This window comes from Dyella sp. 2RAB6 (assembly GCF_052115385.1).
Taxonomy (GTDB): domain Bacteria; phylum Pseudomonadota; class Gammaproteobacteria; order Xanthomonadales; family Rhodanobacteraceae; genus Dyella_D.
Genome location: NZ_JBFRGP010000003.1, coordinates 210,853 through 236,778, shown reverse-complemented (window position 1 = coordinate 236,778; position 25,926 = coordinate 210,853). Strand labels below are relative to the sequence as shown.

Sequence of the window (25,926 nt, the reverse complement as noted above, 5' to 3'; positions counted from 1 at the left end):
CGCTGTACACAATATAAAAACCAGGCAGTACACTTAATCGTTGCTTCTTAACTTCCGCAGCGGACAGGACCCCCGACGCCGATGTCTTCCCCCCTCCGACTCCTTCTGCTGCGCCTGATCCCCCTGGCCGCGGTCGCACTACTGGCCGGCTGCAGCATCGCCAAGCCGCGCACGGACGACCCGCACGAGCAGTTCAACCGCAAGGTATACGCGTTCAACGACTCGCTGGACCAGGCGGTGATCCGCCCGGTCGCCGTCGGCTACCGCAAGGTTACCAATCCGCCGGTGCGCCGGGCGGTGAGCGACTTCTTCACCAACATCAAGATGCCGGTCACGGTGGCCAACGACCTGCTTCAGGCCCGGCCGATGCAAGCCGCGCGCAGCACGGGGCGCTTCCTGGTCAACCTCACCCTGGGCGTGGGCGGCTTCTTCGACCCGGCCAGCCAGCTCGGCCTGCCGCTGGAAGACAACGATTTCGGCATCACCCTGGCTCGCTGGGGCGTACCGGAAGGCGACTTCCTGATGCTGCCCTTCGTCGGCCCGACCACCGTGCGCGACGTCTGGCGCCTGCCGGTGGACAGCTATTTCTTCGATCCGCTCAGCTATTTCTCGCGCAACCACCAGTTCCATTACGGCCAGTACTACATCCCGCAGGTGCTGTACCTGGTGACGATCCGCTCGCGCGCGATCGATGCCGAGAGCTTCCTGAAGTCGGCCTACGATCCCTACGTGTTCCTGCGCGACGCCTACCGCCAGCAGCGCATCTACCAGATCTACGACGGCAACCCGCCGGCGGACGTGATCGAGCAGATGCAGGGCCTGAAGGAAAAGAACTTCGACCCGGACGAACTGCTCAACGAGCAGCACCAGTGGGAACAGAAGCAATCCCAGGAACAGCCGGCGGCGCAGAAGCCCAGCCAGAACTGATCCAACGAAAAGGGGCCGCAAGGCCCCTTTCTCTTTGCCGCAATACGGGCGCGCCGGCTCAGGCGAGCAGCGTGTCCACTTCGCACACCGAGGCCAGCACCCGCATGCCCTCGGGCACGTTGCGCAGCGCCAGCGGACGGCCATGTTCCACCGCATCGGCCAGCACCGCCAGCACGCAGGCCAGCCCGGCGCTGTCGCTCTGGCTGACGCCGGCCAGGTCGACCTGGCGGCAGCCCTCGGCCGCCGCCGCATTGATCGCCGCCAACGCCTGCGCCGCCGTGGCGAAGGTCAGCGCGCCGGATACCTGCACGGCATCCGGCGCGGCACGCGTCACCTGGAAGGTGGCGGCGCTCATCCCTGCTTGCCGTCCTTGTCCATGTTCTTGAGCGCGTCGGCGCCCTTGTTCTTCAGGTCGGTGATCAGGTTATCGAGACCGCCCTTGCGGATCTCGGCGTCGACCTGGTTGCGGTAGTTGGTGATGTACGAGATGCCTTCGATGATCACGTCGTAGGCCTTCCAGTCGCCTTCGCGCGACTTGCGGAATGCGTAGTCCACCGACACCGTCTTGCCGTCGTCCAGCACCACCTGGGTGCGCACCACGGTGCGCTTGTCGTTGAGGTCGCCGCTGAACGGCAACACCTTCACGCGGCCCTGGGTGTAGCTGAGCAGGCCTTCGGCGTAGCGGTGGGTGATCGAGTTGTAGAACGCGCGGGCGAACTCGGCGCGCTTCTCCGGCGTGGTCTCGCGGGCGTGCTGGCCGAGCACCAGGATCGAGGCGTAGTCGATGTCGAAGTGCGGCAGGAACACATCGTCGATCACCGAGATGAGCTTTTCCTTGTCCTTCTTCAGCTCCGCCTGGTGGCCATTGATGGCCTTGCCCAGCTGGTCGACGATAGTCTGCGCGACCTGCTGCGGCGTCTGGCTGGCGGCCGGCGCCTGGGCGGCGGCCTGGGCGTGGATCGGGGCGGCGACGACGCCGGTGAATGCGATGGCGGTGGCGAGGGCCAGACTGCGCAGCATCATGGTGAAACTCCTGAAAGAAGTGGCGGGCGGCTCAATGCTTGCCGGCCGGGGAGGAAGAGGAAGCAGCAGGGGCGCCATCCGGTTTCTTGTCGCCCGAGCCGTTGACCAGGAACTTGCCGATCAGGTCTTCGAGCTGCAGGGCCGACTGGGTCAGGACCAGCTCGTCGCCCTCCTTGAGCGCGTCCGGCGAGCCGCCGGGCTGGATCGCAACGTACTGCGTGCCGATCAAACCGCTGGTGAATACCGCAGCCGCGGAATCGTCCGGAATCTGGCCGTATTTCTTGTCGATCGACAGCTCCACCAGGGCGTCCAGCTTGACCGGATCGGCCTGCACCGACTTGACGCTGCCAATGGCAACGCCGGCCATCTTCACCGGCGCACCGGCGGACAGCGCACCCACGTTGGTGAAGCGTGCCTTCACGGTATAGCTGCCGCCGAGGTTGTCGGCCGCGCCGCCGGCGCCGAAGAACTTGCCGAGCATCTCCTCGAGCTGTTGCGCCGGGCGCGTCAGCGCCAGGGTGCCGCCGTTGGCCAGCGGCTTGCCTGAGCTGCCGTACTGGATGCCCACGTACTGGTCGCCGAGCAGGCCGCTGGTGAAGATGGTCGCCACCGAGTCGGCGGGGATCTTGTCGTAGCGCTGCTCGATGGCCAGCTTCACGTCGGCCGTCTCCTTGCCCGGATCGAGCACGATCGACTGCACCTGACCGATGCGCACCCCCGCCACTTTCACCGGCGCGCGCTCCTTGAGCTGGCCGATGTTGGCGAAGTGCGCTTCGACCGTGTAGCTCGGCCCGCGGCTGGTGTTGGCTACGGACGTGGTCTGCGTGGCGAGGTAACCGAGCGCGGCGAAGCCGAGCACGATGAACAGGCCGGTGCCGACGGCATAGGACGGTCTCTGGCTCACGGCACGATCCTCACAGGCGAATGGATGGTTGCAACAGTCAGTGGCGTAGTCATGGGAGTCACATCAGGAAGGCGGTGAGCACGAAGTCCAGCGCCAGGATGGCGATCGACGAAGCCACCACGGTGCGCGTCGTGGCATAGGCCACGCCCTCGCTGGTGGGCGGCGTGGTGTAGCCCTGGAACACGGCGATCAGCGACACCACGCCGCCGAAGGCCATGCTCTTCCACAGCACGCCGTTGACCACGTCCTTCACCAGGTCGACGGTGGCGGTCATGTTCGACCAGAACGTGCCGTTGTCGATGCCCAGCCAGTTCACCCCGACCAGGTGCCCGCCGAAGATGCCCAGCGCGCAGAACACGCAGCACAGCAGCGGCATGGCGATCACGCCGGCGAGGAAACGCGGCACCGCGACGTAGGCGATCGGGTCCACCGCCATCATTTCCATCGCGGCGATCTGGTCGGTGGCGCGCATCAGGCCGATCTCCGCGGTCACCGAGGTGCCCGCGCGGCCGGCGAACAGCAGCGCCGTCACCACTGGCCCCAGTTCACGGTAGATGGCGATCGCCACCACCGTGCCGGTGGCCGAGGTGCCGCCGAAGATCGACAGCACGTCGTACAGCTGCAGCCCCAGCACCATGCCGACGAACAGGCCGCAGACCATGATGATGATCAGGCTCATCGCGCCGACGAACCACAGCTGCCGCACCGTCTCGCGCGAGTGGCGCAGGCTGCGCGGGATCGCCGCGAGGATCTGCAGCAGGAACAGCCCGCAGTCGCCGATCTGGGCCAGCGAGCGGGTGACGATATTGTCGCGTGGCGCGCTCATGCACCCCCCTTGAAGCCGAGCGACGCGGCGTAATCGCCGGCCGGATACTGGAACGGCACCGGGCCGTCGGCCTCGCCGCCGAAGAACTGCCGCGTCCACGGCGAGCCGTCGCTGGCGATCGCCTTGGGATCGCCCTGCGCCACCACCTTGCCGTTGGCGATCAGATACACGTGGTCGGCCACCTGCTGCACCGCCGCCAGCTCGTGCGCCACCAGCACGCTGGTGATGCCCAGCGTCTGGTTGAGCGTGCGGATCAGCTTCAGCACCTGGTTCAGCGCGATCGGGTCCAGGCCGACGAAGGGCTCGTCGTACAGGATCAGCATCGGGTCGAACACGATCGCGCGCGCCAGCGCCACGCGCCGGGCCATGCCGCCGGAAAGCTCGGTCGGCATCAGCTTGGCGGCGCCGCGCAGGCCGACCGCCTGCAGTTTGGTCAGGACGATATTGCGGATCAGCACTTCCGGCAGTTCGGTGTGCTGGCGCAGCGGAAACGCCACGTTCTCGAACACGTCGAAGTCGGTCAGCAGGGCCGAATTCTGGAACAGATAGCCGATGCGCTCGCGCAGCTCGAACAGCTGGTCGCGGCGCAGCGCCGACACGTTGCGGCCGTCGACCCACACCTCGCCCGCCTGGCCGCGCATCTGGCCGGTGATGTGCTTGAGCAGGGTGGTCTTGCCGGTGCCGCTGGGGCCCATGATGGCGGTGACCTTGCCGCGCGGGATGTCCAGGTCCATCGCATCGAAGATGGTCTTGCCGTTGAGCACCGTGGTCAGGCCACGGACGCGCACGATGGCGCTGTCGTCTGGCTTGGCGCGAACGGAGTCGGTCATGGGCGAAGTGGCCAGGGGAAAGACGCCCAAATTAGCCGAAGACGGCCATGAAGGCTACGCGAAGCCGCGCCGCGCCTTGGTTTGATGCCTGCCGTTCAGGCGCGCCGCCAGCCCAGCCCTCATGCCAGCAGTTCGGCGATCAGCGTCTCGTGCCGGCGCCACTGCAGCTCGCTGCGCTGGCGCACCGCGCGCACGATCGACTGCAGGTCGCCCAGCGCATCGTCGAAGTTGTCGTTGACGATGATGTAGTCGAACTCGTGGGCATGCGCGATTTCCTCGCGCGAATTGTGCAGCCGGCGCTCGATCACCTCCGCGCTGTCCGAGGCACGCCCGCGCAGGCGCCGTTCCAGTTCCACCCGCGACGGCGGCAGGATGAACACGCCGACGCAATCGGGTTTGCTCTTGCGGATCTGCCGCGCGCCCTGCCAGTCGATCTCCAGCAGCACGTCGCGGCCCTGGCGCAGCAGGTCGGACACCGTGGTGCGCGAGGTGCCGTAGAGATTGCCGTGCACTTCGGCGTGTTCCAGGAAGATGCCTTCGGCGATCTCGCGCTCGAACTCCACCCGCTCGACGAAGTAGTAGTGCCGCCCGTACTGCTCGCCCGGCCGCGGCGGCCGCGTGGTGTGCGAGACCGACAGCGAGATCGCCGGCTCGCGCTCGAGCAGCGCATTGACCAGGGTCGACTTGCCGGCGCCCGAAGGCGCGGCGACCACGAACAGCGTGCCCTCCAGGAGCGGGCTTTCCAGTGTGCTGGCGGTGTCGCTCGTGCTCATTCGATGTTCTGCACCTGCTCGCGCATCTGCTCGATCAGCACCTTCAGCTCCACCGCCGCATTGGTGCTGCGCGCGTCGATCGACTTGGAGCCAAGGGTGTTCGCCTCGCGATTGAATTCCTGCATCAGGAAATCGAGGCGGCGGCCGACCGGTTCCTTCAGGCCCAGCACGCGGCGCACTTCGGCGATATGCGTGGCCAGGCGGTCCAGTTCCTCGTCGACGTCGACGCGGGTGATCTGCAGCACCAGTTCCTGCTCCAGGCGGCCGGGATCGGCCGGCTGCTTGAGGTCCGCCAGGCGCTGCTCCAGGCGCGTGCGCAGGCCGGCGCGGATCTGCGGCATCCAGCCGCGCACCTCGCCGACGATGCGGTCGATCTGGTCCAGCCGCTCGCCCAGGATCTCACCCAGCTTGGCGCCCTCGCGTTCGCGGGTGGCGGTGAGCGCGTCCAGGGCGTCGTCCAGCACGCCGTACAGCGCGACCTGCAACTGGTCCTGGTCGACCTCGGCCTGCTGCAGCACGCCCGGGAAGCGCAGCAATTCGGTGAACTCGATCTGCAGGCGCGGGAAGCGCGCTTCCAGGTCCATCGAGAGCTCGGACAGCTTGCCCAGCACGGCGTGGTTGACCTGCAGCGCATCGCCGCGCGCTTCGCTGCGCAGGCGCACGGTGAGGTCGACCTTGCCGCGCGACAGGCGGTTGGCAATGCGTTCGCGCAGGGCGCTTTCGAACACGCGCAGGTCATCCGGCAGGCGCGGGCTCAGTTCCAGGTAGCGGTGGTTGACCGTGCGCAGCTCGCAGCTGAGGGTGCCGACCGGACCGGTGGTCTCGGCAAAGGCGTAGGCGGTCATGCTGCGGATCATGGAAGGAGCCTTATCTGCAGCCGCGGGCGGCCGGAAAGGGCGCAATGGTAAACTCTACTGCCCTGCCTTGCCCAATCAGGCCACCGCTACCCATGAATGCCGTCAGCCGCCCGAGCGGCCGCGCCAGCGACCAGCTGCGCACCGTCACCATCGAACGCCACTTCACCCGCCACGCGGAAGGTTCCGTGCTGGTCAGCTTCGGCGACACCCGCGTGCTATGCACCGCCAGCGTCGAAGACCGTGTGCCGCCGTGGCTGCGCGGCAAGGGCGAGGGCTGGGTCACCGCCGAATACGGCATGCTGCCCCGCGCCACCACCAGCCGCACCCAGCGCGAGGCCGCCCGCGGCGGCCAGGGCGGGCGCACCCAGGAAATCCAGCGCCTGATCGGCCGCAGCCTGCGCGCCTGCGTGGACCGCCAGGCCCTGGGCGAACGCGTGATCACCCTGGACTGCGACGTGCTCCAGGCCGACGGCGGCACCCGCACCGCCGCCATCACCGGCGCCTACGTGGCCCTGGTGGACGCGGTCAACGTACTGATGAAGCGCGAGAATCTGCGCCGCAACCCGGTGTTCGGCGCGGTCGCCGCGGTCTCGGTCGGCATCTACCAGGGCTTGCCGGTGCTGGACCTCGACTACGCCGAGGACTCCAACTGCGACACCGACATGAACGTGGTGATGAACGACGGCGGCGGCTTTATCGAGGTGCAGGGCACCGCTGAGGGTCACGCCTTCCGCCGCGAGGAAATGGACAGCCTGCTGCTGCTGGCCGAAAAGGGCATCGGCGAACTGGTCGCCGCGCAGCGCGCCGCGCTGGCACAGGGCTGATCGTGAAGCGCATCGTCCTGGCCAGCAGCAACCCCGGCAAGCTGGCCGAATTCAACCGGCTGTTCGCCGACGTCGGCCTGGAAGTCGTCACCCAGGGCAGCCTGGGCGTGGCCGACGCGGACGAGACCGGCCTGAGCTTCGTCGAGAACGCGCTGCTGAAGGCGCGCAACGCCGCCGCGGCGACCGGGCTGCCGGCGCTGGCCGACGACTCCGGCATCTGCGTGGACCACCTGCGCGGCGCGCCGGGCCTGTATTCGGCGCGCTACAGCGGCACGCACGGCGACAACGCCGCGAACAACGCCAAGCTGCTGCGCGAACTGGACGGCCTGCCCGACGCACAGCGCGGCGCCTTCTTCATCTGCGTGCTGGCCCTGGTGCGCCACGCCGAAGACCCGGCGCCGCTGATCGCCGAGGGCCGCTGGCACGGCCGCGTGCTCACCGCGCCGCGCGGCACCGGCGGCTTCGGCTACGACCCGCTGTTCCTGCCGCATGGCATGACGCAGGGCGCGGCCGAGCTGGAAGCGGCCACCAAGAGCCGCCTCAGCCACCGCGGCCAGGCGCTCGCCGTGCTGCACGCGCGCCTGGCCGACTGGCAGCGCGACCGGACCTGAGCATGCCGCTGCTCGCGCCGCCGCTGTCGTTGTACGTGCACATGCCGTGGTGCGTGAAGAAGTGCCCGTACTGCGACTTCAACTCGCACGGCCTGCGCGGCGAGCCGCCGCCGTACGAGCGCTATGTGGATCTGCTGCTGGCCGATCTCGACGCCGACCGCGCGGATTTCGCCGCCGCGCTGCACGGCCGCACGGTGCACAGCATCTTCTTCGGCGGCGGCACGCCCAGCCTGTTCGCGCCGGAGCTGATCGACCGTTTCCTCGGCGGCGTGCGCGAACGGCTGCCGCTGGCGGACGACGCGGAAATCACCCTGGAAACCAATCCCGGCACGGTGGAACACGGCCGCTTCGACGGCTATCTGGCCGCCGGCGTCAATCGCTTGTCGTTCGGCATCCAGAGCTTCGACGACGACAAGCTGCGCCGCCTGGGCCGCATCCATTCCGCCGCCGAAGCGGAGGCCGCGGTGAAGTCCGCGCAGGACGCCGGCTACGCCAACATCAACCTGGACCTGATGTACGCGCTGCCCGAGCAGACGCTTGACGGCGCACTCGCCGACGTGGCGCGCGCCGTCGCCCTGGCGCCCACGCATATCTCGCACTACCAGCTCACGCTGGAGCCGAATACCGCCTTCGCCGCCAACCCGCCCCCGCTGCCGGACGACGACCACGCCTGGGCGATGCAGGAAGCCTGCGAGCAGGCGCTGGCCGCCGCCGGCTACGGCCAGTACGAGATCTCGGCCTATGCGCGCCCTGGCCGGCGCTGCGTGCACAACCTCAATTACTGGCGCTTCGGCGATTACCTGGGCATCGGCGCGGGCGCCCACGGCAAGCTCAGCGACACCGCCGCCGGCGCGGTGCGCCGCCGCTGGAAGACGCGCCACCCGCGCGCCTGGATGGACGCGGCCGGCGGCCCCGGCCGCATCGGCGGCGACCAGGCGGTGGACGTGGCCGAGCTGCCGTTCGAATACATGCTCAATGCGCTGCGCCTGGTCGACGGCGTGCCGATGGCCGACTTCGCCTCGCGCACCGGCCTGCCGGCCGAACAGATCGCCCCCGCCCTGGCGCGCTGCCGCGAGCGCGGCTGGCTGGTGGACGATCCGGCCCTGCTGCGCACCACCGAGCTGGGCCAGCGCTTTCTCAACGACGTGATCGCCGCCTTCCTGGACTGATCAGAAGCGTCCCTAGGGCGACCGGCCTGCACCTTCGGCCGATGGCAGGGCCGCCGCCGCGAGCCTAGACTGCCCCCCGTCCACAGGGGAAAACGGCGGAACTGCCATGGATGTCGAACAGGGTCGACGCCAATCGCTTGCGCCCGGCCAGGGCGCCCAGACTGACGGCCACGGGGCCTGGAGCCCGCGCGCGCGCCGGCTGATCGGGGAAACCCATGCACTTTGCGACAGCTGGCTGGAAGCGCCGCTGCGCGCCTGCCTGCTCGACGCCGAGCACAAGCTGTTCGCCCAGGCCGAGCAGGCCCGCAATCATCTGGACCAGCAAGTCCACATGAGCGTGCGCCAGCGGCTGCAAAGCCACCGCGAGATGCTGGAACAACGCTTCTTCACCGAAGTCGCCAGGCGCTTCGAGCGGATCGGCCCGAAGCCCGAAGACAGCGCGCCGCTGACCCTGTCGCTGCTGGACGACGGCGAGGACGACGAGCGCGCCGCGCTGGAGCAATCCGGCGTGCGCAGCGAAGCGCGCCATGCGCCGGCGCTGTTCGAACTGAGCTACCGCTACGGCGCGCTCGGCAGCCTGCCGCCGCTGGAAGGCGAGGATCTGCCGCTGGGCGCACAGGCCTTGTCGCACTCCTTCCTCGACGCCCTGCGCGACTGGGAACTGCCGGTGCGCCATCGCCTGCTGCTGCTGGACGCGTTCGACCATATGGTGGTGCGCCACCTGGCCTCGCTGTACGAGACGGTCAACCAGCACCTGGCCAGCGAAGGCATCCTGCCGCACCTGCACGCCTATCGCGTGGCCCGTCCGGGCGACGGCCGCGGACTGCGCATTCCCACCCCCGCCACGCCCGGCAGCATGCCCGCCGCGATGGGCGCGCCGCCGGTGGAGCTGGGCGAGCACATGCTCGACATGCTGCGCGAACTGCTGTCGTTGCAACGCGCCGTCGCGCCGCTGCCCGCAACCGCGGGCCAGGCGCTGAGCGACGAGCAGCTGCAGCAGCTGCTGGCGGCGCTGCAGTTGCCGCTGGCCCACGCGGCGCAGCAGGTCAGCGCCGAAGGCCAGGCCACGCGCCTGCGCGATCAATTGCTGGCCCTGCTCAATGCCGGCACCGAGCACGCCACGCCGAAACTGTCGCTCAGCGCGCGGCAGGACGACACCGTGCAGCTGGTGGCCCTGCTGTTCGACCAGATGGCCGGCACCATGCAGCGCGGCAGCCACGCCCAACGCGTGCTGGGCGAATGGGAAGTGCCGTTGCTGCGCATGGCGCTGGCCGACCACGACGTGTTCGACCAGCGCGAGCATCCCGCACGCCGCCTGCTGGCGGCGATGTCCGAGGCCGCGCACGACTGGCTGGACGGCGGCGACAACGAAGTCGACCGCTCCCTCGCCACCAAGCTGGCGCAACTGTCCGAGCGCGCGCAGCGCGAGCCGCCCAGCGCCACGCTGTACGCCAGCCTGTTGACCGATATCGAACACCATCTCTCGCTGCTGTCGCGCAAGGCGCAGGCCACCGAGCGGCGCCAGGTGGAAGCGATGCAGGGCCGCGAGCGGCTGGAGCACGCGCGCCGCCACGCCGCGCAGCTGATGTCCGAACGCTTCGAAGCCGCGCCGCCGCGCGGCCTCGTGCGCACCCTGCTCGAACGCGCCTGGTCCGACGTGCTGGCGCTGACCCTGCTGCGCAACGGCGAGGAGAGCGACACCTTCACCGCACGCCTGCGCATCACCGACCAGTTGCTGGGGCTGGCGCCGGTCGAGGACCGCAATCGGCTGCTCGACGACATCCAGACCGGCCTGCAGCAGATCGGCATGCAGGCCGAAGAAGCCGCCCAGGTCGCGCGGCGCCTGCTCGGCAACGAGGACGACGACGCCACCGACGACGGCCTGTCCGCCACCGGCGTGGCGCTGAAACTGAAACAGCACCAGCGCCTGGGCGAACACCAGGCCGCCGAAGCCGCCGCGCCCACCGCGCCGGCCAAGGCCGCGGCGCCGCTGGATGAGGACGAGCAGCGCATGCACGCGCACGTGCTCACCCTGCCCTTCGGCACCTGGTTCGACTTCTTCGACGACGCCGGCCAGCTCGCCAGGACGCAGAAACTGGCCTGGTACTCGACCGTATCCGGGCGCTGCCTGTTCGTTACCCGGCGTGGCTCGCGCGGCGACGAACTGACCCTGGAACAACTCGCGCGCGACCTCGTGCGGGGCCGCATCCGCGAAGCGGTGAATCCGCGCGAGAACCTGTTCGACCGCGCGCTGCGCGCACTGATGGAGAACCTGCGGCCCGCCGCCGCACATGCCGGAGGCCGCCAGTGAACACACCCGCCAGCGCGATCGAACAGCGCCGCGCGCTGCGCAAGCGCGCCAACTACACGGTGGCGGTGACCGACGTCATCAACGACCGTGCGCTGGGCCACCTCGGCAATCTGTCGGCCACCGGCCTGCTGCTGATCGGCCCGGAGACGCCGCGCAACGAAGCCGTGTACCAGGTCAGCCTGGGCCTGCCCGGCCTCAGTTTTCCGGCGATGAATACCTCGCCGCTGAGCATCGAGCTGGGGATCCAGGAGCAATGGCACGACGACGCCGCCACCCCCGGCCAGGTCTGGTCGGGCTTCCGCATCGTCTCGATCAGCCCGGCCGACGCTGCCCTGCTGGAAGCGTGGCTGGCCCTGCCTGGTGGGACGGATTGACTCCGTTCGGTGCGAATAATCCCAAAGTGAGCCTTCCTGCTGCGTCATAGTGGTGCGCACCTGCTGCGAACCACCAAACTCGTGCGCGATCCTCCATCGCGCACGCCTCAGGAACCTCGCCATGCCCACGCATGCTCCACCCGAGCTGGAAACAGCTACCTACGCCAAAGTGACGCTGCGGCTGCTGCCGTTCCTGTTCATCTGCTATGTCGCGGCCTACCTGGATCGCGTCAACGTCGGCTTCGCCAAGCTGCAGATGCTCAGCGACCTGCGCTTCAGCGAATCGGTGTACGGGCTTGGCGCCGGCGTGTTCTTCATCGGCTACTTCCTGTTCGAGGTGCCGAGCAACATGTTGCTGCACCGGCTGGGCGCGCGCTTGTGGATCAGCCGCATCATGGTGACCTGGGCGCTGGTGTCGGCCTCGTCGATGTTCGTCACCACGCCGATGGCCTTCTACGTGGTGCGCTTTCTGCTCGGCGTGGCGGAAGCGGGCTTCTTTCCAGGCATCGTGCTGTACCTCACGTACTGGTATCCATCGGCGCGCCGCGGGCGGATGAATGCGCTTTTCATGATCGGCATTCCGATCGCCGGCGTGATCGGCGGCCCGCTGTCGGGCTGGATCATGCATGCGTTCGGCGGCGTGCACGGGCTGGCGAACTGGCAGTGGCTGTTCCTGCTGGAAGCGGTGCCGTCGCTGCTGCTGGGTATCGCCACGCCGTTCGTGCTGCCGAATAGCATCCGCACGGCAAGCTGGCTCGATGAGCGGCAGAAGCGACTGCTGGAAGACCACATGGCCGCCGACCGCCACGCTGGCGCCGAAGCGCCGCTGCGCGACGTGCTGACCAACAACCGCGTGTGGCAGCTGGCGGGCATTTACTTCTGCTGCATGATGGGTCTCTACGGCGTGAGCTTTTATCTGCCGACACTGATCGCCGCGGCGGGTGTCGACGATGCGCTGGACGTCGGTCTGCTCAGCGCGATTCCTTATGCGGTCGCCGTCGTGTCGATGATCCTGGTCGCGCGCAGCTCCGACCGGCGCCACGAGCGCCGCTGGCATCTGGCGGCGGCCGGCATCGCCGGGGCGCTGGGCCTGTATGCCAGCACGCTGTGCGCGGGCAATTTGTCGCTGGGCCTGGTCGCGCTGTCGGTCGGCACGGCCGGCGTACTGTCGACCATGCCGGTGTTCTGGACCTATCCGAGCAGCGTGCTGGCCGGCACCGCCGCGGCGGCGGGCATCGCGATGATCAACTCGATCGGCAATCTCGCCGGCTTCGTCAGCCCCTCGATCATCGGCTGGATGAAGGACCTCACGCACAGCACCAATGGCGGCATGGTGGTAGTGGCCGTGGCGCTGCTGGCGGGCGCCATGCTGACCTTGACGGCGCGCATGGGAGTGTCGCCGCAGCAGGGACGGGCTTGATGTCATCGAGTGCCGCCCGCGCCGACCTCTCTCCCGAGGCCTTGCTGGCATCGCTGCGCGCCATCGTCGGCGCGCGCCACGTGCTCACCGGCGACACCAAGACCCGCCGCTATCGCCAGGGCTACCGCTTCGGCGGCGGGCGCGTGCTGGCGGTGGTGCGGCCCGGCAGCCTGGTGCAGCAATGGCGGGCGCTGGCCGCCTGCGTCGATGCGCGGGCGATCGTGATCAGCCAGGCTTCCAATACGGGGCTGACCGGCGGCTCCACCCCCGACGGCGACGACTATGACCGCGACGTCGTCATCATCAGCACCACGCGCATCCGCCGCGTCCATCTCATCCGCGACGGCCGCCAGGTGGTCTGCCTCGGCGGTGCCACGCTGGACCAGCTCGAACGCGCCTTGAAGCCGCTGGGGCGCGAGCCGCATTCGGTGATCGGCTCGTCGTGCATCGGCGCCTCAGTGCTGGGCGGCATCTGCAACAACTCCGGCGGCGCGCTGGTGCAGCGCGGGCCGGCGTATACGGAAATGGCGATCTTCGCCGCCGTCGACGCTGCGGGCGCGCTGCGCCTGGTCAATCACCTGGGCATCGAACTTGGCGGCGCGCCCGAGGAGATCCTTTCGCGGATCGAGGCCGGCGCCTTCGGCAACGCGGATATTCAGGCCGGTGCGGCGGCCTCCGATCACGCCTACGCCACCCACGTCCACGCCATCGACGCCGCCACGCCTGCGCGCTTCAACGCCGATCCGCGGCGGTTGTTCGAGGCCTCCGGCTGCGCCGGCAAGATCATGGTGTTCGCAGTGCGGCTGGATACCTTCGCGGTGGAGCAAGGCGCCAAGGTGTTCTATATCGGCAGCAACGACACGGCCGCGTTGACCGAACTTCGTCGTCACATATTGGCGAACTTCGAGCAGCTGCCGATCGCCGCCGAATACATGCATCGCGATGCCTTCGACATTGCGCGCAGGTACGGCAAGGACCTGTTCCTGGCGATCGACTGGCTCGGCACCGAGCGCATGCCGCTGCTGTTCAACCTTAAAACGCGCTGCGATGCCTGGTTCGATCGCTTCGGCTTCCTGCCGGTGCACATGGCCGATCGCGCGCTGCAATGGATCAGCGAACGCCTGCCGGATCACCTGCCGCAGCGCCTGGGCACGTATCGCGACCGCTACGAACATCACCTGCTGCTCAAGGTGCCGGCCAAGGGCATCGACGAGGCGCGCCGCTTCCTGTCCGAACACTTCGCCAACGCGGACGGCGCGTATTTCGAATGCACCGAGCAAGAAGGACACAAGGCCTTCCTGCATCGATTCGCGGCGGCCAGCGCGGCGGTTCGCTATCGCGCGCTGCATCCGCACGAGGTCGAGGACATCGTCGCGCTCGACATCGCCCTCCGCCGCAACGACCGCGACTGGTTCGAACGGCTGCCGGCCCACATCGAAGCGTCGATACGGCTGAAGCTCTACTACGGGCACTTCCTGTGCCATGTGTTTCACCAGGATTACCTCGTCGCCAAGGGCCACGATTGCGCCGCGCTCGAACAGCAGATGCTCGAACTGCTCGACCAGCGCGGCGCGGAGTATCCGGCCGAACACAACGTCGGGCATCTGTACAAGGCGAAGCCCGCGCTGGCCGGCTTCTACGCGCAGCTCGATCCCTGCAATTGCTTCAATCCCGGCATCGGCGGCACGGCGAAGTCCGCCACCCGCCACGACCGCCCGTAGCGCACGGACTGGCGGCGGGCGCGCGCCCGCGCGATCATGCGGCGGTCAGCTGTCCGCGGCGGCCCCACGCGGCGGACTCAAGCCAGGAAGCCCGATGATCGACCGCCTCGCCCCGCTCTACCCCCAGCACCTGGCCACGGTGCGCCAGCACGCCGACCGGGCGCTCGCGCTCACCGGCCACGAGCATCTGGCGATCGCCGCCGGCCTGCCGCCGCGCAAGTTCCTGGACGACCAGGACTACCCCTTCGTCGCCAGCCCGCACTTCCGCCACTGGCTGCCGCTGATCGATGCGCCCGGCAGCTGGATCGTGCATACGCCGGGGCAGCGCCCGCGGCTGGTGTTCCTGCAGCCGCGCGACTACTGGCACGTGGTGCCGCAGGCGCCTAGCGGTTATTGGGTGGAGCACTTCGACATCACCATCGTGCGCACGCCGGAAGAAGCCGTCGCGCAGCTGCCCGGTGCGCAGACGCGGCGCGCGGTGATCGCGCCGGCGTCACCGGCACTGACCAGCATCGGGCCGAACAACCCGCAGGACCTGCTCGACATCCTGCATTGGCACCGCTCGTACAAGACGCCCTATGAGCTGGCACTGATGCGCGAAGCGAGCCGCATCGGCGCACGCGCGCATCGCGCCGCCGAGCAGGCGTTCCGTGCGGGCGCGAGCGAGCTGGGTATCCACCAGGCCTATCTGGCGGCGGCCGGTGCAATCGACGCCGAGCTGCCGTACGCCAGCATCGTCGCGCTCAACCAGCATGGCGCGGTGCTGCATTACACGCACTTCGACCGGGTTGCGCCGGACTACCACCGCTCGTTCCTGATCGACGCCGGCGCGAATGCCTTCGGCTACGCCAGCGACATCACCCGCACCTACGCCGGCCGCGGCGAGGACGAATTTCAGGCGCTGATCGACAGCGTCGAAGCGGCGCAGCTCACCTTCGCGGCGAAGGTGCGTGCGGGGCAGAGCTATCCAGAGCTGCACGTCCACGCCCATCACGTGCTGGCCGGCGTGCTGCGCGAGCACGGCTTTATCCGCATGGACGCCGAGCGCGCGGTGGAAACCGGCGTGACCGCCGCGTTCTTCCCGCATGGCCTGGGCCATCCGATCGGCCTGCAGGTGCACGACGTCGCCGGCTTCCAGCAGGGCGAGCGCGGCGGCAGCATCCCGCGCCCCGAGGGGCACCCGTACCTGCGCATGACGCGCACGCTCGAACCGGGCATGGTGGTCACCATCGAACCGGGCCTGTACTTCATCGACATGCTGCTCGACGAACTGCGCGGCCAGCCGGTGGCGAAGGACATCGACTGGGAACGTATCGAACTGTTCAAGCCCTACGGCGGCATCCGCATCGAAGACGATGTGGCCTGCACCGCCGGCGAGCCCGAAAACCTCACGCGCGACGCGTTCGCACACGCATGAACCACGCCATCGACCCCGCGCCGCCGCTCGGCCCCGCCCCGCTCCCGCCGCCTGTACGGCGGCGCCAGCGCACGCCGCTGTGGCTGGTGCTGCTGGTGGGCCTGGTCGTGGGCATCGTCGCCGCGGTCGGCGGGCTGGCCTGGTGGGGCTGGCTGGAGTTCGAGAAACAGGCGGTGGTGGCGATGGCGGCGGACCCGGTCATCGCCGAACACATCGGCAGCATCCGCCACAGCGAGTTCGACTGGAGCATGACCAGCGCCGAACCCGACGAGGAAACCTTCGCCTTCCACGTGAACGGCGAGCGCGGCAACGGCACCGTGGTCGCGCGCTTCGTCACCGAAGATGCCGACAGCGAGATCATCGATGGCGGCGTACTGATCATGCAGGACGGCTCGCGGATTCCGCTGCGCAGCAGCGGCAGCCAGGATGACGGCACGGACGACAGCGAGGACGAGGGACGCGGCTGAGCCCTGCTCCGGCCCCGCTGCGCTTGATCCAGATCAGGCGCCTGCGGCCGCCTGCCGCGCGTCAATACTTCGCGCGACATCGACAGGAACGCGGCGTATCCTGCCCTGCAGCTGATGCAGGGGAAGCTCGGATGTCAACGCCGTCGACCCAATCCGGCCATCGCGCGCCGCCGCGTCCAGCGCTACGTCGGCTGGCCCGCGAATTGATCTTCATCGTGATCGCCAAGATCGTGCTGCTCACCCTGATCTGGTGGGTGGCGATCGCGCCGCATCCCCGTCCCGATACCCGCCCGGCCGCGATCGAGCACCTGCTCGCGCCGGCCGCTCCGTCTTCCGCCGCGAGCCAAGGCCACCCATGATCATCGACTCCGATGTCGTCACCCTGTCGCGCATGCAGTTCGCACTGACGGCGCTCTATCACTTCCTGTTCGTACCGCTGACCCTGGGCCTGGTGTGGATCCTCGCCATCATGGAGAGCGTCTACGTGATGACCGGCCGCGAAGTGTGGCGACGCATGACCCAGTTCTGGGGCGTGCTGTTCGGCATCAACTTCGCCATGGGCGTGGCCACCGGCATCACCATGGAATTCCAGTTCGGCATGAACTGGGCGTACTACGCGCACTACGTCGGCGATGTGTTCGGCACGCCGCTGGCGATCGAGGGTTTGATGGCGTTCTTCCTGGAAGGCACGCTGATCGGCGTGTTCTTCATGGGCTGGACGCGCATCTCGCCGGTCAAGCATCTGCTGGTGACCTGGTTCCTGGCGCTGGCCACCAGCCTCTCGGCGCTGTGGATCCTGGTGGCCAATGCGTGGATGCAGAATCCGGTGGGCTCGGCCTTCAATGCGCAAACCATGCGCATGGAAGTGACCTCGTTCGCCGAGGTGTTCTTCAATCCGGTGGCGCAGGCCAAGTTCGTGCACACGGTGAGCGCGGGCTACGTGCTCGGCTCGATGTTCGTGCTGTCGATCAGCGCCTGGTATCTGCTGCGCGGGCGCAACGTGGATTTCGCCAAGCGCTCGATGACGGTGGCCGCCAGCTTCGGCCTCGCTGCCGCGTTGTCGGTGGTGGTGCTCGGCGATGAATCCGGCTATGCGGTATCGGAGAACCAGAAGATGAAGATGGCCGCGATCGAGGCCATGTGGGAAACCGAACCGGCGCCCGCCGCGTTCACCGTATTCGGCATTCCGGATGTGCCGAACCGCACCACGCATTACGCGCTGCAGGTGCCATGGGTGATGGGCCTGATCGGCACACGCTCGATCGACAAGCCGATCCCCGGCATCAACAACCTGGTCGAGGAGACCAAGGGCAAGATCGGCACCGGCATCCAGGCCTACGATGCGATGCTGGTGCTGCGCGAGGACCGCAACAACGCGCAGGCCAAGGAGATCCTGGCCGCGCACGACAAGGACCTCGGCTATGCGCTGCTGTTGAAGCACTTCGTCGAGGACCCGCGCAAGGCCACGCCGGAGGACATCCAGAAAGCCGCCGACAGCACCATCCCCAACGTGCCGGTGCTGTTCTGGTCGTTCCGCATCATGGTGGCCTGCGGCTTCTACTTCATCGCGCTGTTCGGCTATTCGTTCTGGCTGTCCAGCCGGCGCCGGCTGGACCGCAACCGCTGGTACCTGAAGCTGGCACTGTGGAGCCTGCCGTTGCCGTGGGTGGCGGCGGAGCTGGGCTGGATCGTGGCCGAGTACGGCCGCCAGCCCTGGGCCATCGAAGGCATCCTGCCGACCGCGCTGGGCGTGTCCAGCGTCAGCGCCAGCCAGGTGTGGACCTCGCTCGGCGGCTTCGCGCTGTTCTATACGGCGCTGGCGGTGGTGGACGTGGTGCTGATGCTGAAGTTCGCCCGCAAGGGACCGGATGGCCTGGGTATCTGGCCCATCGCCCCGCGCGATCCGTCGCTGCATCCCGCCGTGCAAGATTGAAGGAGCCCAGGCCATGTTCGATCTCGATACTTTGCGGGTGATCTGGTGGGCGCTGCTCGGCATCCTGCTGATCGCCTTCGCCGTCACCGACGGCTACGACTTCGGCACCGCCGCGCTGCTGCGCGTGCTCGGCCGCGATGCGGACGAACGCCACGTGCTGCTGGAAACCGTCGAGCCGACCTGGGAAGGCAACCAGGTGTGGTTCGTGCTGGGCGGCGGCGCCACCTTCGCGGCCTGGCCGATGCTGTATGCCGTGTCGTTCTCCGGCATGTACCTGGCCATCGCGCTGGTGCTGCTGGCCTTCATCCTGCGGCCGGTGGGCTTCAACTTCCGCAGCAAGATCGCGCACACGCGCTGGCAGGACCTGTGGGACTGGGTGCTGGTCGGCTCCGGCGTGACGGTGCCGCTGCTCACCGGCGTGGCCTTCGGCAACCTGTTCCTGGGCCTGCCGTTCCGCTTCGACGACGACCTGCGCATGAGCTGGCACGGCAGCTTCTTCGAGCTGCTGCATCCGTTCGCGCTGCTGGCGGGCCTGGTCTCGCTGGCCATGCTGCTGACCCACGGCGCCGCCTGGGTGGCGTTCAAGGCCGACCGCAGCATCGCCACTCGCGCCGCGCGCATCGCGCGCTGGATCGGCCTGGCCTGGGCGGTGCTGTATGTGGGCGCGGGCATCTGGCTGGCCTACGGCATTCCGGGCTATGCGATCGCCAGCGAGGTGGTGTCCGGCGGCCCGTCCAATCCACTGTTCAAGCAGGTCGCGATGGGCAGCAGCTGGTTCGCCAGCTATATGCGCCATCCGTGGTTCTGGGCGGCACCCGTCGCGGCCTTCGCCGGTGCGCTGGTGCTGCAGTGGCAGGTGGCGAAGCAAGGCGTGGCCGGATTCCTCGGCAGCAGCCTGATGGTGATCGGCACCATTCTCTCGGCCGGCTTCGCGCTGTTCCCGTTCCTGCTGCCGTCCAGCCTCGACCCGCGTTCCAGCCTCACCGTGTGGGACGCCTCGTCCAGCCGCAGCACCCTGCTGCTGATGCTCGGCGCCACCGCGGTCTTCCTGCCCTTGATCGTGCTGTACACCTCGTGGGTGTTCCGGGTGATGCGCGGCCGGGTGACCCTCGAACACGTGCGCGGCACGCACCGCGGCTACTGATTAAGGAGAGCGGACCATGTGGTATTTCAGCTGGATTCTCGGCCTGGGCCTGGCCTGCGCCTTCGGCATCCTCAATGCGATGTGGTACGAGGTGCGTGCGACGGATGAGGCACAGCAGCGCGAGGACAAGCGGTAGGTTGGATGAGCTCAGCGAACCCCAACGTTGCGATGCGTACCACGGTAGCCATGTTGGGGTTCGCTGCGCTCACCCCAACCTGTGCCGCGGGTCAACGCTCGGCGAGCAGCGCCTCGATCGCCTCGGCTTCCCTCGGCACCGCGGCGGTAAGCACCTCGTTGCCGTCGCGGGTCACCGCCACGTCGTCCTCGATGCGGATGCCGATGCCGCGCCAGCGCTCGTGCACCGAACGCTCGCCGGGCGGTACGTAGATGCCCGGCTCCACCGTCACCACCATGCCCGGCTCCAGGATGCGCGGCTCGCCGTCGATGCGGTAATCGCCGACGTCGTGCACGTCCAGGCCCAGCCAGTGGCCGGTCTTGGCCGGGAAGAAACGCTTGTAGCTGCCTTCGGCGATCGCCGTTTCCGCATCGCCCGGCAGCAGGCCCAGCGAGCACAGGCCTTCGGTGAGCAGGTGTACGGCCGCCTCGTGCGCGGCGCTGAAGGGGCGGCCGGGCCGCACTTCGTCGATGGCCGCCTGCTGCGCGGCGAGCACCACTTCGTAGAGCGCGCGCTGTTCGCGGCTGTAGCGGCCGTTGACCGGGAAGCTGCGGCTGATGTCCGAGGCGTAGCAATCCAGTTCCGCACCCGCGTCGATCAGCAGCAGGTCGCCGTCGCGCAGCGGCGCGCGGTTGGCCTGGTAATGCATCACGCAGGCGTTCGCGCCGCCGGCCACGATCGGCGAAAACGCCGGCACCGCGCCGCGGCTGCGCATGGTGCGCACCAGCTCGGCTTCGACTTCGTATTCGTGCCGGCCCGGCAAGGCCATGCGCATGGCGGACAGATGCGCTTCGGCGGCGATCGCGGCGGAGCTGCGCATCAGGCGCAGTTCGGCGCGCGATTTGTACAGGCGCAGGTCGTGCAGCAGATGCCCCAGCGCGACGAATTCCTTCGGCACCACGCCGCCGCCGCGCAACTGACGCAGGCGGCGCATCCAGCCGAGCAGGCGGGCGTCGAATTCCGGCTCGCGGCCGAAGTGGCAATAGACGCGGGCGCGGCCCTCGATCATCCCGGGCAGGATGTCGTCGATGTCGTCGATCGGGAACGCGTCGTCCATGCCGTGCTCGGACACGGCGCGCTCGGTGCCGATCGATTCGCCGTGCCAGCGCTCGTGCTCCTCGTCGCGCTCGCGGCAGAACAGCACCACCTCGCCGTGCAGGCGGCCGGGCAGCAGGGCCAGCACCGCGTCCGGCTCGGGGAAACCGGCCAGGTAGTGCAGGTCCGAATCCTGGCGGTAAGGCCAGGCGGCGTCGGCATTGCGGATGCGCTCGGGCGCGGCGGCGACCAGCAGCACCGCGTCCTCGCCGGCCATCTTCATCAGCTGCCGGCGGCGGCGGGCGTATTCGTCCTGCGCAATGCTCAATGCACGGTGTCGCTATTGGGCTTGTTGCGGCCGCCGACGCATTCGGCGTGCAGCAGCATCGCGGCGACGCGCACGAATTCGTGCAGTTCGATCAGCGCGTCCTCATCGTCGCGGCTTTCGCCGAACTCGAATTCGGAAGCGGCGATGGTGTTCAGGTCGCGCAGGATCTCCTGCGCCTCCTCGGAGAGCTTGCCGAACTTCTCCGGCCCGGCCAGGCCGAAGCCACCGAGATAGCCGCGGCACCAGTCGCCCAGTGCCTCGGCGCGTTCTTCCAGCGGACGGTCATCGGCGGGGAGCAGCGGCTCGAAGCCGAGTTCCGGATCGGCCAGTTCCTGTTCGCTCTGGCGCACCAGGCGCTCGAGCAGGGCCTGGTCGTTGGCGGAAGCCGTGACCTGCTCGCCATCCAGTTGCAACACGGAAAGCAGGGCATCCCTGGCGACCCGGCCGCCGCCACTGAGGTAGCCGCACAGCGAACCGTGCAGTTCGCTGGCGTCGACCGCCAGTTTCAGGCGCGCCGCGACGCCGTCCAGTTCCTCGTGACCGATCAGCTCGGCAGGCGCCATGGAAGTACTCCTTCGGGATCAATGCCGCAGTTTAATGCACCGTCCGCAAATGCGCCGGAGCCGGCAGCTGACACGGCCGGACCTCCTGCTATAGTTCCGCGCATGAGCAGCGCCCCGTTCAACGATCCGGTCAAGCAGGAACTTGCCGCGCTAGGCGAGCAGGTCGACCGCCTGCTGGAAACGGTGCGCCGGCTCGGCGAGGAAAACCGCAGCCTGCGCCACAGCCAGGAACAGCTGGCCGGCGAGCGCGCCGGCCTGATGGCCCGCAACGAGCAGGCGCGCAGTCGGGTCGAGGCGATGATCCAGCGCCTGAAGGCACTTGAGAACAACGGCTGAGCACCCAGATGACCACTTCCAGTGAACCGGTCGCGCTGCGGCTGATCGATCGTGAATTCCTGATCGCCTGCGCGCCGGAAGAGCGCGAGGGCCTGCTGGAATCGGCCGCCTATCTGGACCGCAAGATGCGCGAACTGCGCGCCAACGCCAAGACGCCCGGCTTCGATCGCCTGGCGGTGCTGGCAGCGATCAGCATCACCCACGAGTTCCTGGCCCTGCGCAAGCAGCACAGCGGGGCGGACCAGAGCGTGGGCGATTCGCTGGCGGCGATGCGTCGAAGGCTTGAAGCCGCCCTCGACGCGCAACTAAAATAGTCCTCGGCGTTTACTGCGGTGTGCGCCAGCACACTCTTACATTTGCCTTGTTCCTAAATACGGCCCCGGGTCGGCTTTTCATCGGCTGTTGTGCATGTCCGCTGCGTGCGGAAAGCCTTGAGGCCATGTAGCCCTCCCACCTGATCCATCGTGGATCAAGGTCGTTTGGTGGGCAGCGGCACCGCGGTGGACGCCACCTTTTTACCGCTACGGCCGAGCTTGTTCCGACATCGGCCGGGCCCGCGGAAACCGCCCGCAGCGCTTGCGCTGCGGGCGTTCTCTTGAGGAGACCTCAGACGTGGACGCCACCGCCCAGCGCCGCGAGCTACGCCAGCGGCTGGCCGAACGCCGCCGGGAGCTCTCCCCGCCCCAGCGCATGGCCGCCGCCCAGGGGCTGCGCCGCAGCCTGGAGCTGCTGCCCGAATACCACACCGACATCCGCGTCGCCGGCTATTGGGCAACCAACGGCGAGCTGCCGCTGAACCTGGCGATTCCGCCCCTGGCCACCCGCGGGCAGCAGTTCATGCTGCCGGTGATCGGCCCCGGCAAGCGCCTGCGCTTCGCGCCCTGGAGCGCCGGCCAGGACGTGCAGCCGAACCGCTACGGCATCCCCGAACCGGTCGACCCGACCGAGCTGTTCGAGCCGTTCCAGCTCGATCTCGTGCTGCTGCCCTTGCTCGGCTTCGACCGCCGCGGCCACCGCCTGGGCTACGGCGGCGGCTATTACGACCGTGGCTTCGCCTTCCTGCAGGACCAGGCCCGCCCGACCGAGCCCCTGCTGGTCGGCATCGGCTATGCCTTCCAGGAACTGCCGGCGATCGAAGCAGCCGCCTGGGACGTGCAACTGGATTACATCGCCACCGACCAGGAACTGATCGATTGCCACGCCGACGCGGCGGGCAACGGAGACACCCACGCATGAACCACTGGCTGATGAAGTCCGAGCCGGACACCTTTTCCATCGACGACCTCAAGCGCAAGGGCAAGGAGGCCTGGGACGGCGTGCGCAACTACCAGGCGCGCAATTACATGCGCGACGGCATGCGCAAGGGCGACAAGGTGTTCTTCTACCACTCCAACTGCGCCGAGCCGGGCATCGTGGGCGTGGCCGAAGTGGTCACCGAGGCCTATCCGGACCCGACCCAGTTCGACCCCAAGAGCCACTACTTCGATGCCGCCAGCTCGCGCGATAACCCGCGCTGGATCCTGGTCGAGGTGAAGTTCGTGAAGAAACTCAAGCGCACCCTCTCGCTGAAGGAACTGCAGGCCGACCCCGCCCTGGTCGAGATGCCGCTGGTGCGCAAGGGCAACCGCCTGTCGGTGATGCCGGTGGCTGCCGCTGAGTGGCGCCATATCCTCACGCTCGAATAATTCCCCACTCTCTGGACTGCACCATGAGCAACGAAAAACGCCTGGCGGGCGAAGCCGCCATCCGCTACGTCGAAGATGGCGGCATCGTCGGCGTCGGCACCGGTTCCACCGTGGCGTTCTTCATCGACGCGCTGGCCGACCTGAAGGATCGCATCCAGGGCGCGGTGTCCAGTTCCGAGCAGTCGACCGCGCAGCTCAAGCGCCTCGGTATTCCGGTGCTCGAGCTCAACGCCACCGGCCCGCTGTCGATCTACGTCGACGGCGCCGACGAATGCGATCCGTACAAGCGCCTGATCAAGGGCGGCGGCGCTGCGCTGACGCGCGAGAAGATCATCGCCGCGGCCAGCGCCAAGTTCGTGTGCATCATCGATTCCAGCAAGCGCGTGGAGCTGCTGGGCAAGTTCCCGCTGCCGATCGAAGTGATCCCGATGGCGCGCAGCCTGGTCGGCCGCGAGATCGTCAAGCGCGGCGGCAACCCGGTGTGGCGCGACGGCGTGGTTACCGACAACGGTAACTGGGTGATCGACGTGCACGGCTGGCAGATCGCCGATCCGGTGACGCTGGAGAAGGACTTGAACCAGATCCCCGGCATCGTCACCGTCGGCCTGTTCGCGCAGCGCGCGGCGGACGTGGTGCTGATCGGCGACCGCGAGATGTAAGCCTGCGGCGAGCCGCGCCCGCACCGGCGGACGCGGCTTCGCTTTCAGTGGATCGCCGCCTTGCTGATGGCCACATGCGCGGCGAATGCGCCGGACACCGCATCGCCAGCCTTCGCATTGTTGAGCAGCGCGCCGTAGACGGCATTCAACTCGCTCTGCAACTGCTTTTTCGCGGTGGCGCTGAGCGCACCGTTCCTGGTCGGCCCGCCCATCGGCACGATCACATCCCATAGCGCCGGATTGCGCAGCGCCGCGAGCGCGGCAACACCGTATTTCTCCACCAGCCCCTCCAGCGTCAGGGCCTGCCTCTTTTGCGTAGCCATGTTCGCCTCCTTTCGCGCCCGATGCGCGGGATCGGCGAGCCAAGCTACGCCCGGCACCTGCACGCGGCAGCTAGCCAGGGGCGATAGGCCGTAGTGACGAAGCCAGGCTGACGCAGATGTGCGCGGCATCACGGTGGGCGGCCGTCGATCGGCGGCTTATAGGAGGGTTGCCGAAGCCGCATGCAGCGGCGGAATTCGCACGGCAGACGCGCAAAAGAAAAGCCCCTGGGGTCACCAGGGGCTTTCCGTACTTGGCTGGGAGACTAGGATTCGAACCTAGATAAACGGAGTCAGAGTCCGTTGTCCTACCGTTAGACGATCTCCCAACATTCTACCGATGCGGCGCGCTCTGACCTGCATGCGCTGCATCGTTGAAACGAAACCCCGAAAGGGAATTAGCGCTTCGAGAACTGGGTAGCGCGACGGGCCTTGTGCAGACCGACCTTCTTACGCTCGACCTCACGGGCGTCGCGCGTCACGAAGCCGGCCTTGCGCAGCTGGCTCTTCAGGCTTTCGTCGTATTCGATCAGTGCGCGGGCGATGCCGAGACGGATCGCACCGGCCTGGCCGGTGATGCCGCCGCCGGCGACGGTCACGAGGACGTCGAACTTGTCGGTGGCCTCGATCAGTTCGAGCGGCTGACGCACGATCATGCGCGAGGTCTCACGACCGAAGAACTGATCGAGCGGCTTGCCGTTGACCACGATGTCGCCCTTGCCCTTGCGCAGGAACACGCGAGCGGCGGAGGTCTTGCGGCGGCCGGTGCCGTAATTCTGCTGGATCGCCATGATGATTCCTTAGAGTTCCAGCGCCTGCGGCTGCTGTGCGGTATGCGGATGTTCGGCGCCGCCGTAGACCTTGAGCTTGCGGTACATGGCACGGCCCAGCGGGTTCTTCGGCAGCATGCCCTTCACGGCGATCTCGATGACGCGCTCGGGATGGGTCGCCAGCATGTCCTTCAGACTGGTGGTCTTCAGGTTGCCGACGTAGCCGGTGAAACGGTGGTACATCTTGTCGTCCAGCTTCGCGCCGGTGACGTGCACCTTCTCGGCGTTGATCACGACGATGTAGTCGCCGGTATCGACGTGCGGGGTGAACTCCGGCTTGTGCTTGCCGCGCAGACGACGAGCGATCTCGGTCGAGAGGCGACCGAGCGTCTTGTCAGTCGCGTCAATCACGAACCAATCGCGCTTGACGCTTTCCGGCTTGGCGCTGAACGTTTTCATTTCGGAATACCTAGTCTGCCGCCACATGGGCGGTTGGCATAATCGGCGGTGCAAAGGCGCGAGAT

General features: G+C 68.0%; 31 protein-coding genes, 1 tRNA gene and 1 other RNA gene. 20 read left to right on the top strand and 13 right to left on the bottom strand.

What is annotated here, in order from left to right; all coding sequences use genetic code 11:
* Positions 1–81 precede the first annotated feature (81 nt).
* Positions 82–927: an MlaA family lipoprotein gene (locus tag AB4083_RS06975; RefSeq protein WP_441607044.1), complete on the top strand. Its 846-nt coding sequence runs from the start codon at positions 82–84 to the stop codon at positions 925–927.
* Positions 928–985: 58 nt separating this feature from the next.
* Here the strand turns inward: AB4083_RS06975 and AB4083_RS06970 are convergent, their stop codons facing one another.
* From AB4083_RS06970 to AB4083_RS06940, 7 genes are all read right to left on the bottom strand, one after another.
* Positions 986–1,282, bottom strand: a complete 297-nt coding sequence (locus AB4083_RS06970; protein WP_441607043.1) for an STAS domain-containing protein — start codon at positions 1,280–1,282, stop codon at positions 986–988.
* Positions 1,279–1,947 carry an MlaC/ttg2D family ABC transporter substrate-binding protein gene (locus tag AB4083_RS06965; RefSeq protein ID WP_441607195.1) on the bottom strand — a complete coding sequence of 223 codons (669 nt, stop codon included), beginning with the start codon at positions 1,945–1,947 and terminating at the stop codon, positions 1,279–1,281. Before AB4083_RS06965 ends, AB4083_RS06970 begins: the two co-directional genes overlap by 4 nt.
* 34 nt (positions 1,948–1,981) lie before the next feature.
* Positions 1,982–2,854, bottom strand: coding sequence for an outer membrane lipid asymmetry maintenance protein MlaD (gene mlaD / locus AB4083_RS06960; protein WP_441607042.1), 873 nt, complete (start codon positions 2,852–2,854; stop codon positions 1,982–1,984).
* Positions 2,855–2,912: 58 nt separating this feature from the next.
* The gene (gene mlaE / locus AB4083_RS06955; protein WP_441607041.1) at positions 2,913–3,680 is read right to left on the bottom strand and encodes a lipid asymmetry maintenance ABC transporter permease subunit MlaE; all 768 of its coding nucleotides are present in this window, start codon (positions 3,678–3,680) and stop codon (positions 2,913–2,915) included.
* Positions 3,677–4,510 (bottom strand): ABC transporter ATP-binding protein, encoded by an 834-nt coding sequence (locus tag AB4083_RS06950; protein WP_441607040.1) that lies wholly within the window; start codon positions 4,508–4,510, stop codon positions 3,677–3,679. The genes mlaE and AB4083_RS06950 overlap by 4 nt, the downstream gene beginning before the upstream one ends.
* A 119-nt stretch (positions 4,511–4,629) precedes the next feature.
* Positions 4,630–5,283: a guanylate kinase gene (gmk, locus tag AB4083_RS06945; RefSeq protein WP_441607039.1), complete on the bottom strand. Its 654-nt coding sequence runs from the start codon at positions 5,281–5,283 to the stop codon at positions 4,630–4,632.
* Positions 5,280–6,140, bottom strand: a complete 861-nt coding sequence (locus tag AB4083_RS06940; protein WP_441607038.1) for a YicC/YloC family endoribonuclease — start codon at positions 6,138–6,140, stop codon at positions 5,280–5,282. Before AB4083_RS06940 ends, gmk begins: the two co-directional genes overlap by 4 nt.
* Before the next feature lie 92 nt (positions 6,141–6,232).
* Between AB4083_RS06940 and rph the strand changes: the two genes are divergently transcribed.
* From rph to cydX, 13 genes are all read left to right on the top strand, one after another.
* Positions 6,233–6,964 (top strand): ribonuclease PH, encoded by a 732-nt coding sequence (rph, locus tag AB4083_RS06935; RefSeq protein WP_441607037.1) that lies wholly within the window; start codon positions 6,233–6,235, stop codon positions 6,962–6,964.
* A 2-nt stretch (positions 6,965–6,966) separates the two neighbouring features.
* Complete coding sequence (gene rdgB, locus AB4083_RS06930; RefSeq protein ID WP_441607036.1) at positions 6,967–7,575, top strand: RdgB/HAM1 family non-canonical purine NTP pyrophosphatase; 609 nt, start codon at positions 6,967–6,969, stop codon at positions 7,573–7,575.
* 2 nt (positions 7,576–7,577) lie between these two features.
* Positions 7,578–8,744, top strand: a complete 1,167-nt coding sequence (gene hemW, locus AB4083_RS06925) for a radical SAM family heme chaperone HemW (RefSeq protein WP_441607035.1) — start codon at positions 7,578–7,580, stop codon at positions 8,742–8,744.
* Between the two features lie 106 nt (positions 8,745–8,850).
* Positions 8,851–11,055, top strand: coding sequence for a DUF1631 family protein (locus tag AB4083_RS06920; RefSeq protein WP_441607034.1), 2,205 nt, complete (start codon positions 8,851–8,853; stop codon positions 11,053–11,055).
* Positions 11,052–11,429: a PilZ domain-containing protein gene (locus AB4083_RS06915; protein ID WP_441607033.1), complete on the top strand. Its 378-nt coding sequence runs from the start codon at positions 11,052–11,054 to the stop codon at positions 11,427–11,429. Before AB4083_RS06920 ends, AB4083_RS06915 begins: the two co-directional genes overlap by 4 nt.
* A 121-nt stretch (positions 11,430–11,550) precedes the next feature.
* Positions 11,551–12,849 (top strand): MFS transporter, encoded by a 1,299-nt coding sequence (locus AB4083_RS06910; protein WP_441607032.1) that lies wholly within the window; start codon positions 11,551–11,553, stop codon positions 12,847–12,849.
* Positions 12,849–14,570 (top strand): D-lactate dehydrogenase, encoded by a 1,722-nt coding sequence (gene dld, locus AB4083_RS06905; RefSeq protein WP_441607031.1) that lies wholly within the window; start codon positions 12,849–12,851, stop codon positions 14,568–14,570. The genes AB4083_RS06910 and dld overlap by 1 nt, the downstream gene beginning before the upstream one ends.
* A gap of 94 nt (positions 14,571–14,664) precedes the next feature.
* Positions 14,665–15,987 carry a Xaa-Pro dipeptidase gene (gene pepQ, locus AB4083_RS06900; protein WP_441607030.1) on the top strand — a complete coding sequence of 441 codons (1,323 nt, stop codon included), beginning with the start codon at positions 14,665–14,667 and terminating at the stop codon, positions 15,985–15,987.
* A complete protein-coding gene (locus AB4083_RS06895; RefSeq protein ID WP_441607029.1) occupies positions 15,984–16,454 on the top strand; it encodes a hypothetical protein in 471 nt (156 codons plus the stop codon). Before pepQ ends, AB4083_RS06895 begins: the two co-directional genes overlap by 4 nt.
* 131 nt (positions 16,455–16,585) lie before the next feature.
* On the top strand, positions 16,586–16,813 hold the full coding sequence (gene cydP, locus AB4083_RS06890; protein ID WP_441607028.1) for a cytochrome oxidase putative small subunit CydP: 228 nt from the start codon (positions 16,586–16,588) through the stop codon (positions 16,811–16,813).
* Positions 16,813–18,387: a cytochrome ubiquinol oxidase subunit I gene (locus tag AB4083_RS06885; protein ID WP_441607194.1), complete on the top strand. Its 1,575-nt coding sequence runs from the start codon at positions 16,813–16,815 to the stop codon at positions 18,385–18,387. Before cydP ends, AB4083_RS06885 begins: the two co-directional genes overlap by 1 nt.
* 13 nt (positions 18,388–18,400) lie before the next feature.
* A complete protein-coding gene (gene cydB / locus AB4083_RS06880; protein WP_441607027.1) occupies positions 18,401–19,531 on the top strand; it encodes a cytochrome d ubiquinol oxidase subunit II in 1,131 nt (376 codons plus the stop codon).
* A 16-nt stretch (positions 19,532–19,547) separates the two neighbouring features.
* Entirely contained in the window at positions 19,548–19,667 is a 120-nt protein-coding gene (cydX, locus tag AB4083_RS06875; RefSeq protein WP_441607026.1) for a cytochrome bd-I oxidase subunit CydX, read from the top strand.
* A 91-nt stretch (positions 19,668–19,758) separates the two neighbouring features.
* Here cydX and AB4083_RS06870 read toward each other — a convergent pair whose 3' ends face one another.
* Together AB4083_RS06870 and AB4083_RS06865 are read right to left on the bottom strand one after the other, a co-directional pair.
* Complete coding sequence (locus AB4083_RS06870) at positions 19,759–21,069, bottom strand: aminopeptidase P N-terminal domain-containing protein (RefSeq protein WP_441607025.1); 1,311 nt, start codon at positions 21,067–21,069, stop codon at positions 19,759–19,761.
* On the bottom strand, positions 21,066–21,632 hold the full coding sequence (locus tag AB4083_RS06865) for a UPF0149 family protein (RefSeq protein ID WP_441607024.1): 567 nt from the start codon (positions 21,630–21,632) through the stop codon (positions 21,066–21,068). Before AB4083_RS06865 ends, AB4083_RS06870 begins: the two co-directional genes overlap by 4 nt.
* A 102-nt stretch (positions 21,633–21,734) precedes the next feature.
* Between AB4083_RS06865 and AB4083_RS06860 the strand changes: the two genes are divergently transcribed.
* The 6 genes from AB4083_RS06860 to rpiA all read left to right on the top strand — a co-directional run bounded on the left by AB4083_RS06860 (position 21,735) and on the right by rpiA (position 24,312).
* Positions 21,735–21,968 carry a TIGR02449 family protein gene (locus tag AB4083_RS06860; RefSeq protein ID WP_441607023.1) on the top strand — a complete coding sequence of 78 codons (234 nt, stop codon included), beginning with the start codon at positions 21,735–21,737 and terminating at the stop codon, positions 21,966–21,968.
* An 8-nt stretch (positions 21,969–21,976) separates the two neighbouring features.
* Positions 21,977–22,282 (top strand): cell division protein ZapA, encoded by a 306-nt coding sequence (locus AB4083_RS06855; RefSeq protein WP_441607022.1) that lies wholly within the window; start codon positions 21,977–21,979, stop codon positions 22,280–22,282.
* A 7-nt stretch (positions 22,283–22,289) separates the two neighbouring features.
* Positions 22,290–22,476: non-coding RNA, 6S RNA (gene ssrS, locus AB4083_RS06850), on the top strand.
* Between the two features lie 104 nt (positions 22,477–22,580).
* Complete coding sequence (locus tag AB4083_RS06845) at positions 22,581–23,204, top strand: 5-formyltetrahydrofolate cyclo-ligase (RefSeq protein ID WP_441607021.1); 624 nt, start codon at positions 22,581–22,583, stop codon at positions 23,202–23,204.
* Positions 23,201–23,653: an EVE domain-containing protein gene (locus tag AB4083_RS06840; RefSeq protein ID WP_441607020.1), complete on the top strand. Its 453-nt coding sequence runs from the start codon at positions 23,201–23,203 to the stop codon at positions 23,651–23,653. Before AB4083_RS06845 ends, AB4083_RS06840 begins: the two co-directional genes overlap by 4 nt.
* Positions 23,654–23,676: 23 nt before the next feature.
* Positions 23,677–24,312 carry a ribose-5-phosphate isomerase RpiA gene (gene rpiA, locus AB4083_RS06835; RefSeq protein ID WP_441607019.1) on the top strand — a complete coding sequence of 212 codons (636 nt, stop codon included), beginning with the start codon at positions 23,677–23,679 and terminating at the stop codon, positions 24,310–24,312.
* A 44-nt stretch (positions 24,313–24,356) separates the two neighbouring features.
* Here rpiA and AB4083_RS06830 read toward each other — a convergent pair whose 3' ends face one another.
* From AB4083_RS06830 to rplM, 4 genes are all read right to left on the bottom strand, one after another.
* Positions 24,357–24,635, bottom strand: a complete 279-nt coding sequence (locus AB4083_RS06830) for a hypothetical protein (RefSeq protein ID WP_441607018.1) — start codon at positions 24,633–24,635, stop codon at positions 24,357–24,359.
* Between the two features lie 252 nt (positions 24,636–24,887).
* Positions 24,888–24,961, bottom strand: a tRNA-Gln gene (locus tag AB4083_RS06825).
* 69 nt (positions 24,962–25,030) lie between these two features.
* Positions 25,031–25,423: a 30S ribosomal protein S9 gene (gene rpsI, locus AB4083_RS06820; RefSeq protein WP_026633840.1), complete on the bottom strand. Its 393-nt coding sequence runs from the start codon at positions 25,421–25,423 to the stop codon at positions 25,031–25,033.
* Between the two features lie 9 nt (positions 25,424–25,432).
* A complete protein-coding gene (gene rplM, locus AB4083_RS06815; RefSeq protein ID WP_441607017.1) occupies positions 25,433–25,861 on the bottom strand; it encodes a 50S ribosomal protein L13 in 429 nt (142 codons plus the stop codon).
* Positions 25,862–25,926: the final 65 nt, after the last annotated feature.

What these genes read in the sequence shown, in the direction of transcription:
- AB4083_RS06910 (WP_441607032.1), top strand. Translation starts at nt 11,551, where the DNA reads ATGCCCACGCATGCTCCACCCGAGCTGGAAACAGCTACCTACGCCAAA.
- AB4083_RS06970 (WP_441607043.1), bottom strand. Translation starts at nt 1,282, where the DNA reads ATGAGCGCCGCCACCTTCCAGGTGACGCGTGCCGCGCCGGATGCCGTG.
- rplM (WP_441607017.1), bottom strand. Translation starts at nt 25,861, where the DNA reads ATGAAAACGTTCAGCGCCAAGCCGGAAAGCGTCAAGCGCGATTGGTTC.
- AB4083_RS06940 (WP_441607038.1), bottom strand. Translation starts at nt 6,140, where the DNA reads ATGATCCGCAGCATGACCGCCTACGCCTTTGCCGAGACCACCGGTCCG.
- pepQ (WP_441607030.1), top strand. Translation starts at nt 14,665, where the DNA reads ATGATCGACCGCCTCGCCCCGCTCTACCCCCAGCACCTGGCCACGGTG.
- AB4083_RS06965 (WP_441607195.1), bottom strand. Translation starts at nt 1,947, where the DNA reads ATGCTGCGCAGTCTGGCCCTCGCCACCGCCATCGCATTCACCGGCGTC.
- cydX (WP_441607026.1), top strand. Translation starts at nt 19,548, where the DNA reads ATGTGGTATTTCAGCTGGATTCTCGGCCTGGGCCTGGCCTGCGCCTTC.
- rpiA (WP_441607019.1), top strand. Translation starts at nt 23,677, where the DNA reads ATGAGCAACGAAAAACGCCTGGCGGGCGAAGCCGCCATCCGCTACGTC.
- AB4083_RS06950 (WP_441607040.1), bottom strand. Translation starts at nt 4,510, where the DNA reads ATGACCGACTCCGTTCGCGCCAAGCCAGACGACAGCGCCATCGTGCGC.
- AB4083_RS06865 (WP_441607024.1), bottom strand. Translation starts at nt 21,632, where the DNA reads ATGGCGCCTGCCGAGCTGATCGGTCACGAGGAACTGGACGGCGTCGCG.
- cydP (WP_441607028.1), top strand. Translation starts at nt 16,586, where the DNA reads ATGTCAACGCCGTCGACCCAATCCGGCCATCGCGCGCCGCCGCGTCCA.
- AB4083_RS06860 (WP_441607023.1), top strand. Translation starts at nt 21,735, where the DNA reads ATGAGCAGCGCCCCGTTCAACGATCCGGTCAAGCAGGAACTTGCCGCG.
- gmk (WP_441607039.1), bottom strand. Translation starts at nt 5,283, where the DNA reads ATGAGCACGAGCGACACCGCCAGCACACTGGAAAGCCCGCTCCTGGAG.
- dld (WP_441607031.1), top strand. Translation starts at nt 12,849, where the DNA reads ATGTCATCGAGTGCCGCCCGCGCCGACCTCTCTCCCGAGGCCTTGCTG.
- AB4083_RS06975 (WP_441607044.1), top strand. Translation starts at nt 82, where the DNA reads ATGTCTTCCCCCCTCCGACTCCTTCTGCTGCGCCTGATCCCCCTGGCC.
- AB4083_RS06895 (WP_441607029.1), top strand. Translation starts at nt 15,984, where the DNA reads ATGAACCACGCCATCGACCCCGCGCCGCCGCTCGGCCCCGCCCCGCTC.
- rph (WP_441607037.1), top strand. Translation starts at nt 6,233, where the DNA reads ATGAATGCCGTCAGCCGCCCGAGCGGCCGCGCCAGCGACCAGCTGCGC.
- AB4083_RS06920 (WP_441607034.1), top strand. Translation starts at nt 8,851, where the DNA reads ATGGATGTCGAACAGGGTCGACGCCAATCGCTTGCGCCCGGCCAGGGC.
- mlaE (WP_441607041.1), bottom strand. Translation starts at nt 3,680, where the DNA reads ATGAGCGCGCCACGCGACAATATCGTCACCCGCTCGCTGGCCCAGATC.
- AB4083_RS06855 (WP_441607022.1), top strand. Translation starts at nt 21,977, where the DNA reads ATGACCACTTCCAGTGAACCGGTCGCGCTGCGGCTGATCGATCGTGAA.
- AB4083_RS06840 (WP_441607020.1), top strand. Translation starts at nt 23,201, where the DNA reads ATGAACCACTGGCTGATGAAGTCCGAGCCGGACACCTTTTCCATCGAC.
- hemW (WP_441607035.1), top strand. Translation starts at nt 7,578, where the DNA reads ATGCCGCTGCTCGCGCCGCCGCTGTCGTTGTACGTGCACATGCCGTGG.
- AB4083_RS06830 (WP_441607018.1), bottom strand. Translation starts at nt 24,635, where the DNA reads ATGGCTACGCAAAAGAGGCAGGCCCTGACGCTGGAGGGGCTGGTGGAG.
- cydB (WP_441607027.1), top strand. Translation starts at nt 18,401, where the DNA reads ATGTTCGATCTCGATACTTTGCGGGTGATCTGGTGGGCGCTGCTCGGC.
- rpsI (WP_026633840.1), bottom strand. Translation starts at nt 25,423, where the DNA reads ATGGCGATCCAGCAGAATTACGGCACCGGCCGCCGCAAGACCTCCGCC.